Genomic DNA, 7,699 nt, shown 5'->3' on the forward strand with positions numbered 1-7,699 from the left:
GAAGCGCAATCACGGAATAGGGAAATCCTGATGTCGAACATGATGAAGGCGCTTGTGAAGGCCAAGGCCGAACCGGGCATCTGGATGGAAGAGGTGCCGGTGCCGGAAATCGGCCCCAACGACGTGCTGATCAAGATCAAGAAGACGGCGATCTGCGGCACCGACGTGCACATCTACAATTGGGACCAGTGGGCGCAGAAGACGGTGCCGGTGCCGATGGTGACGGGCCATGAATTCGTCGGCACCGTTGCCGATTTCGGCGCAGCGGTCACCGAATACAAGGTCGGCCAGCGTGTATCGGGCGAAGGCCACATCGTCTGCGGCCATTGCCGCAACTGTCGCGCCGGGCGAGGGCATCTGTGCCGCAACACGCTCGGCGTCGGCGTCAACCGTCCAGGCGCCTTCGGCGAGTATCTGGCGATCCCGCAGCACAATGTCGTGCCGATCCCCGACGATGTGCCCGATGAGATTGCCGCGATCTTCGATCCCTTGGGCAATGCCGTCCACACCGCATTGTCCTTCGATCTGGTCGGCGAGGACGTGCTGGTGACTGGCGCCGGGCCGATCGGCATCATGGGCGCGCTCGTCGCCCAATGCGTCGGCGCGCGCAAAGTGGTCATCACTGACATCAACCCGGTGCGGCTGGCGCTAGCCAAGAAACTCGGCGTCCAGCATGTCGTCGACGCCTCGAAGGAGAAGCTGCGCGACGTCATGCCGGTGCTCGGCATGACCGAGGGGTTCGACGTCGGCCTCGAAATGTCAGGCGCCGCCCCCGCTTTCCGCGACATGATCGACACCATGAACAATGGCGGCAAGATCGCCATTCTGGGCATCGCGCCGACCGGCTTCGAGATCGACTGGAACAAGGTCATCTTCAAGATGCTGCATCTCAAAGGCATCTACGGCCGCGAGATGTTCGAAACCTGGTACAAGATGATCGCGCTTGTGCAGGGTCCGCTGGATGTCTCCGGCCTGATCACCCACCGCATCGGCATCGACGATTTTCAGATCGGTTTCGATGCGATGAAGAGCGGCAGTTCCGGCAAGGTGGTGATGGACTGGTAGGGATTGCCTTGGCCGCTATTCAGGAAAAGCTGACGACAGCACCTCTGGTCCGCCGGACATTTTCCAACTAGGGGAACATGGCTGGGTGGAGAGCTATGGCTCCGCTACGTGCGCTCGCTAATCATATACGGCGACGTATCGCGGCCCACCCGGTGACGGTCGATGGGGCAATTCGCTTCAGTCGATGACGGAAACCCGGTGAACCGATGCTGAGGCCCCGACGCGATCGTCTATTTCCTATGATCTGCGATTGAGGTCGAGGTGTTGCCGCTTTCAGCGGGTAAGATGCGATAGACGACTTCCGGTACCCTTCCGGTCAGCGAAAAGGAAGGCAACGAGCCGCATTGCCTCAAGCAAAATGTTACCAATAGTGTCCTGTTCCAAAGGGGATGGACAGGTCGTGCCATTCCGGTTCGGGGGAAGGATGGCGCGGCTCAGCATGGCGACACGGTGAAGCGGCGATCGTGGAGCTTTATTGCGGCGTTGACAAGCGGCGCATTCTGGATGAGTTCGAGGCGGTAACCGGCTATTATTCGCAAGCGCGCGATCCGTCTTATGAACCGTCGTGAGCAGAGGCCGTCTGCGGGCAAGAGCCGCAGCCGCTGTTACGGCAGCGATGTCCGCGACGCGCTCATCGTGTTGTGGGAGGATTCGGAGCGGCTGGGTCCGCATCGACGCTCGCGGCGGCCAGCGCCGCCGGGCAGGAATGAGTTCGCAGTTCGCCGCTCGGTGCCAGCCCGCACCTTCGGCGATTGGAAAGATCCGCCGCCCGGCTTTGTTGAGCGCATTCGGGCACGTCTTCGTCAGGGAGCTTCGTGCAGACGATGGTGCTGACCGGATTGCCGCCGGCTGGACCGATTGCATTCCGCTCCGCACGCGCGACAGCGGCAATGTGATCATGGCGATCAAGCAGGCCCGCTCCCGGTTTCGCTGACCCTGTGCTGCTGTTTGCCGGCATCCGCCCGCACAGGAAGAGCTTGTAAAAGTGCGGAAATCGAGGAGCCGTTGGTCGTCGATCTTCAGCCTGAACGCGGTCGTTTGCTGGTGCCGCAAATCGGCTGTTGCATGTACATCCCTGTCAGACGTCAGTTTTCCTCGCCTATTTTGGTGTCGAGCGCGAAGTGCTCCAACCAGATTGCAAGGCTTTTTGGAAATGAGAGCGGCTTTGCGCAGGGCGCTCCGTTGTTGAGCATTCAAGCTACCAAGCCAATGACGCGCAGGTTCCACCAGGCTCGCCAGCCTTGAAGGACAGCGAAAAAAGCAGAGCACGACAGACACAACAGTGCATCAGGACGCCGCAGTCGTTGAAGATGGTGCGCTGCATCCATACCGTGGATGCATTCGATCCAAATAATCGATTTGTTCAATCAGTTTCTCGAAAGCTAACCCTACCCTCTGTGGGAATCGGGCTCTGAGCCGCGACGCTGCCTTGCGAGCGCAGGGGCTGCACGTAGGAGAGATGATGCAACGAGAAATCGCACGCGGGTTGCTGGCCTCGTGGGTTCGCCGACCGGCGTATTTGAGCCCGTCAGTTGGTCCTCACCCGCGCCTATTGCCACCGAGCGACTTGCATGTCCCTCCGACTCGGACCAGTTCCGAGAGCTGCGACGAGTTGCGCGCCGTGTGCTCCGATCAGATGGCCGCCGGTGACGCGTTCGATGGGCCGTCCCTCTTCGAGAGGAGATGAAATGCGAACGCTGCTCGTGGATCATCATGCGGATCTTGCGCGCGCCATGCGACTTGCGCTCGGGGATGGCGGCTTCGTCGTTGATGTCGTTGGTACTCTGGAACTGGCTTCGAGTGCATTTTCTTGCGCCAGCTATGAAATTCTCCTGCTGGAATTGGCTCTGCCAGATGGCGATGGCTTGGGTTGGCTGAGGCAGTTGAGGACCCACGGGCATTCAGTTCCTGCCGTCATTATGAGCAGCCTTAACGATCTCGATAAGCGAATTGCGATCTTCAACGGTGGTGCGGACGACTTTCTGCTCAAACCCATCTCTACCGATGAGCTTATTGCCAGAATGAGAGCCATTCTGCGCCGGGCGACACAGATGACCGACCTGAGGCTCGTATTTGGCAATCTCGACTTTGATCCGGTCGCCCGCCAGGTTTTCGTTGATGGGCACCCAATGATGATCGCACGTCGCGAACTCTGTGTTCTAGAGCACCTGCTTAACCGGGCAGGCCGCATCGTGCCCCGTGCGCAATTGGAAGATCACCTCTATTCATTCAACGACGACGTGTCTGCCAACGCGCTTGAAGTCGGAATTTATCGTTTACGGGGACATCTGACCAGATCAGGTGCAACGCCACGGATCAAGACCATCCGAGGCATTGGTTACATCCTAGAATTGACTGACGCCTCGTCCGCATAGTTTGTCGAATCGAAAGAAGATCTATTTTGCTGATCCTTCAACATCCTTGCGCTGCGCTCAATTGGCGGGCGATCGCCAACAAGGTTACAAGACCTGCAGTGCCCCGTTACCTGGGCCATCTCCTCTGCGCGCTTATTGTGACTTTCCCACTTGGTGTCGCGGCGCAAAACAAGCAGGACAAAGGCCCGCCGCATGCGGCTTCGAATAGCATCAACGCCACGCTGACCCTTTCCTCTTCGCTCGGGGAGACCGTTCATCTGCCCGGGCCAGCCACGACCATCTTTGTTGCTGACCCCACGATCGCGGATTTTCAGGCGCCATCGAGCAAAACAATCTTCGTCTTTGGCAAGAAATCGGGGCGGACCAGCCTATTCGCCTTGGATGGCAATGGCGAGCCTCTCGCCGAATTGCGTATCGTTGTCACGCAACCGATCGGGGATTTACGCGCCATGTTGCGGGAGCAGGTCGGCGACTATCCCATCCGCGTCAACTATACGCCGCGCGGCGCAATCCTTAGCGGGACGGCGCCCGACGCAGAGGTCGCCGACACCGCAAAAAGAGTCACTGAGCAATATCTGGGCGACGGAGCGCAAGTCGTCAACAACATCAAGGTCGCTGGATCCCTGCAAGTTAACCTCAGCGTGCGCGTAGCCGAAGTCTCACGCAGCGCCATGAAGTCACTCGGCGTCAACTTGTCCGCCTTCGGTCAAATCGGCAATTTCAAAGTGGGCGTTCTAAGCGGAAGCGCTGCAAGCGCTGGGTCTGGTTCAACCCAGGGTGGCGGTACAGCAGAAATCGGATTCGACAACGGTGCCGTCAACGTCAGCGCGGTTCTCGACGCGCTCGCCAAGGAGCATATAGCTTCCGTCCTGGCTGAGCCGAACCTCACCGCTATGTCGGGTGAAAAGGCCAGCTTTCTCGCGGGCGGCGAATTTCCCATTCCTGTCCTGCAGGAAAACAGGCAGGTATCGGTTGAATTCCGTCACTTCGGCGTCAGTCTGGAATTTGTGCCGACAGTTCTCAGCAACAATCAAATCAACATTCACGTAACGCCCGAAGTCAGTGAACTGTCGACGCAAGGTGCCGTGCAAATCAACGGAATTTCCGTGCCGGCAGTTTCCACGCGCCGAGCCGATACGGTCGTCGAACTCGCCAGCGGCCAGAGCTTCGCAATCGGCGGTCTAATCAGGCGGAACGTCAACAATGATGTCAGGGCCTTTCCCTGGCTCGGAGAACTGGCGATCCTGGGACCGCTTTTTCGCTCGACCTCGTTTCAAAAAGAGGAGTCAGAACTGGTCATTCTAGTTACGCCTTACATTGTAAGACCAGGCTCCAACCCAAACCAGATGAGCGCACCGACCGAGCGGGCGGCACCGGCTTTGAACGGAGGGGGCGCTCCGACGAATTCCGTGACAAGTCCCCCGCGAGACCGCGCTGCTATCCGTGCGGGCGCGCCAAGCGCCCAGGGCGGTCTCGGCTTCATCATCGAATAGTGTCATCCAAAGATGTTGCGTTTTATAATCCTCTTTGTCGCTCTGGCACCAAGCGTAAGTGGCTGCACAAGCACTACGCCAGTTGATGTCGAACCATCGGCACCAATGCTTGTCCGAGAGGAGACCACCGTCCTGACGTTGCAAAGCCTGCGCGCTTCCGAACGGCAGCGTTTGCGTGTTTTCCTAGACAAGGCCAGTCGCGGCCGGTTCGATGCCATCCACCTCCTCATCAGCGGTTCGCCCCAGCTCAGCGCAGGGGTAGCCCATCAGGCCAGGCAGTTGGCAATCGAAGAAGACAACATTCAATTGCGCGATCAACACGACGCCGGCTCAGTGCGAATTGAGGCGATTGTCTATCACGCCCGTCCGCCGGTCTGTCCCTCATATGGTGCCTTACCCAATGAAGAATCCTTCAAACAGCCGCTTGGTTGTTCGACAGGACATAACCTGGCCGTGATGGTCAACGATCCGCGCGATCTGCTCGACAATCAGGCCGTCAAGGCCGGCGATGGCGATCGTGCTTCTGTACCAGTTGCAACTTACAGAACATTCGGGACGGATAAAGGTGGCTGATACCGCCCTTATCTCGGCAGCACTCCTACCGGAGATTGAAAGCTTCCAATCGCGTCCTGATCTAAAATAAAAGGAACCGCTGGATGCAATATAGGCGCTATATCGAGGGCCTTAGGGCCGTTGCTGTACTTCCGGTCGTACTCTTTCATTTCGGAATTTCGGCGATCCCGGGTGGCTTTAGCGGGGTCGATATCTTCTTCGTCATCTCCGGCTACCTAACCAGCGGAAGCCTCCTGGATGACCTTGAACGCGGCCAATTTTCCATCGTCAACTTCTACTGGCGCCGTGCCCGGCGCATTCTGCCGGCGCTCGTCTTTGTGATGCTTCTCACCTGCATTGCGGCATTGTTCATTCTTCTGCCACCGGATCTGCGCGGATTCAGTCTTAGCATCATAGCTACCTCGACCTTCTGGTCGAACGTTTTCTTCTGGAAAACGTCAAGTTACTTCTCTATCGATGCCGCGCTTCTACCACTGTTGCACACTTGGCCGCTTTCCGTAGCGGAGCAGTACTACATCTTCGCACCAATCCTGATGTTCCTAATCTATCGCTACATCGGGAAGCGCTGGCTGACGACACTTCTTCCGATAATTCTCTGCAGCTTCGTAGTGGCGGTGATGGCGACATCGCTGGCACCCACCGCCGGATTCTATCTGCTGCCGACCCGAATCTGGGAACTCATGTTGGGCGCCCTGCTCATGCTCAAATGCCCCTCGCCGCTGGGCAACCGACTCCTGATGGAGTCGGTGGGGGTGGCCGGATTTGGCCTTCTCGCCATCGGGTTCTTCGCGATTTCGGCGAGTGATCCGTTCCCAGGCTACAACGCCTTGTATCCATGCATCGGAACGGCCCTTCTGATCTATGTTGGCCAAAATACCCCCTCGACGGTCGCCACCCGCATGCTCGAAGTCAGGCCGCTGGTCTGGATTGGGCTCATCTCGTATTCGTTGTATCTTGTTCACTGGCCTCTCAATGCGTTCGCGCACTATCTTTCGTTCCAAAAACTCGATCCGTTGATGACCGGTGCGATGTTGGTGGCAAGCCTCGCATTGGCTGCATTCTCCTGGAAGTTTGTAGAGCAGCCGTTTCGACAGAAGAGGGCCTTCACCTCCCCGGGGCCTATCTTCGCCTTTTCAGCGCTCGCGATCGTTGTCCTTTGTGCCGGCGGAGCGGCGGGGGCGCTCGGCAACGGCTTTCCGCAACGGTTTCCGGACTATGTCCAGCGGCGCATTTCCGTCGGGGACTGGAGGAATGGCATCTGTTTCAACGAGGGCACCAGCCGGATCGAAAGCTGGAATATGGAGGATTGCACGCGCACCAGCGGTTTTCCAACAACGGTTTTTTTGTGGGGCGACTCCTTCGCCGCGCACTATGTTTCCGGCTTGGGTGCTAACATAAATCGATTGCAGGCGAACATCGTTGAATATACGTACGCCAGCTGCGCGCCGATACTCTATTACTACCCGTACGATCGTCTTGATTGTGTCCGGTTCAATCGCAAGGCCTTGGACGTCATCTTGGAAGCGGACATCAAGACGGTTATCCTCAGCGGTAGATGGAGTGACTATGAGGTCAGAGGTTTCGACGGTCTTCAGCAAACAATCGCTACGCTTCGTGCCCTGGGCGTGCGCGTGTTTGTCATCGGCCAGTCTCCGCAGTTCCCAACTGACGTCCGGAAAATTGCGTTCTTCGCCAAGCGCCAAAATCTGGACGATACGTCCTGGCCGATCGCGATGGACCCCGACGTCAACGAACGTGTGCGCTCATTTACCAAAGGCGCCACATTCATCGATCCGCTGAAATTCCTGTGCAGCGCAGGACGCTGCGCCTATTTCGATAGAGGAGAGTTTTTATATTTCGACTATGGTCATTTCTCTTCAGCCGGCGCCACACTGGCAATCTCGAAATACTGGCCGGCTTTTGGCAAGGACAATGCTCTTCCTAAGACGAAGTAGCGGCTCAGCGGCTGACAAGCACCAGTACGGGTCCCAGTGATAGCTCCTGCTTCCGCAGCAGCCGCGACGATGGAGCTGTTCAGGTTTAAGGCCCCCCGATAGTGACCTAGGTGTGGAGCTTCAACAGGTTGTCCTCGATCAGGGCGAGGCGACTGATAGGCGTTTTTGACTTTAGGCTGCCATGTGGACGATGCCAATTGTATCTGTGCAGCCAGACAGGCAGTTCGGCGGCACGATG

Annotated in this window: 5 protein-coding genes and 2 pseudogenes; 6 read left to right on the forward strand and 1 reads right to left on the reverse strand. The window is 57.8% G+C overall.

The window, feature by feature from the left end:
* The first annotated feature begins 30 nt into the window (after positions 1 to 30).
* From tdh to CK219_RS23620, 6 genes and pseudogenes are all read left to right on the forward strand, one after another.
* Positions 31 to 1,065, forward strand: coding sequence for an L-threonine 3-dehydrogenase (tdh, locus tag CK219_RS23595; RefSeq protein ID WP_063169264.1), 1,035 nt, complete (start codon positions 31 to 33; stop codon positions 1,063 to 1,065).
* A 714-nt stretch (positions 1,066 to 1,779) separates the two neighbouring features.
* Positions 1,780 to 1,948: pseudogene (locus CK219_RS32320) on the forward strand (transposase); the annotation flags it as partial.
* Between the two features lie 805 nt (positions 1,949 to 2,753).
* On the forward strand, positions 2,754 to 3,440 hold the full coding sequence (locus CK219_RS23605) for a response regulator transcription factor (RefSeq protein WP_063169262.1): 687 nt from the start codon (positions 2,754 to 2,756) through the stop codon (positions 3,438 to 3,440).
* A 71-nt stretch (positions 3,441 to 3,511) separates the two neighbouring features.
* Entirely contained in the window at positions 3,512 to 4,933 is a 1,422-nt protein-coding gene (locus CK219_RS23610) for a type II and III secretion system protein family protein (RefSeq protein ID WP_063170365.1), read from the forward strand.
* Between the two features lie 12 nt (positions 4,934 to 4,945).
* Entirely contained in the window at positions 4,946 to 5,506 is a 561-nt protein-coding gene (locus CK219_RS23615; RefSeq protein WP_063169261.1) for a CpaD family pilus assembly lipoprotein, read from the forward strand.
* A gap of 83 nt (positions 5,507 to 5,589) precedes the next feature.
* Entirely contained in the window at positions 5,590 to 7,461 is a 1,872-nt protein-coding gene (locus CK219_RS23620) for an acyltransferase family protein (protein ID WP_063169260.1), read from the forward strand.
* Between the two features lie 106 nt (positions 7,462 to 7,567).
* On the opposite strand, the pseudogene CK219_RS23625 reads toward CK219_RS23620, so the two are convergent.
* Positions 7,568 to 7,699 (reverse strand): annotated as a pseudogene (locus tag CK219_RS23625) (IS481 family transposase); the annotation flags it as partial.

The organism is Mesorhizobium sp. WSM4313 (assembly GCF_002294725.1).
Lineage (GTDB): Bacteria > Pseudomonadota > Alphaproteobacteria > Rhizobiales > Rhizobiaceae > Mesorhizobium.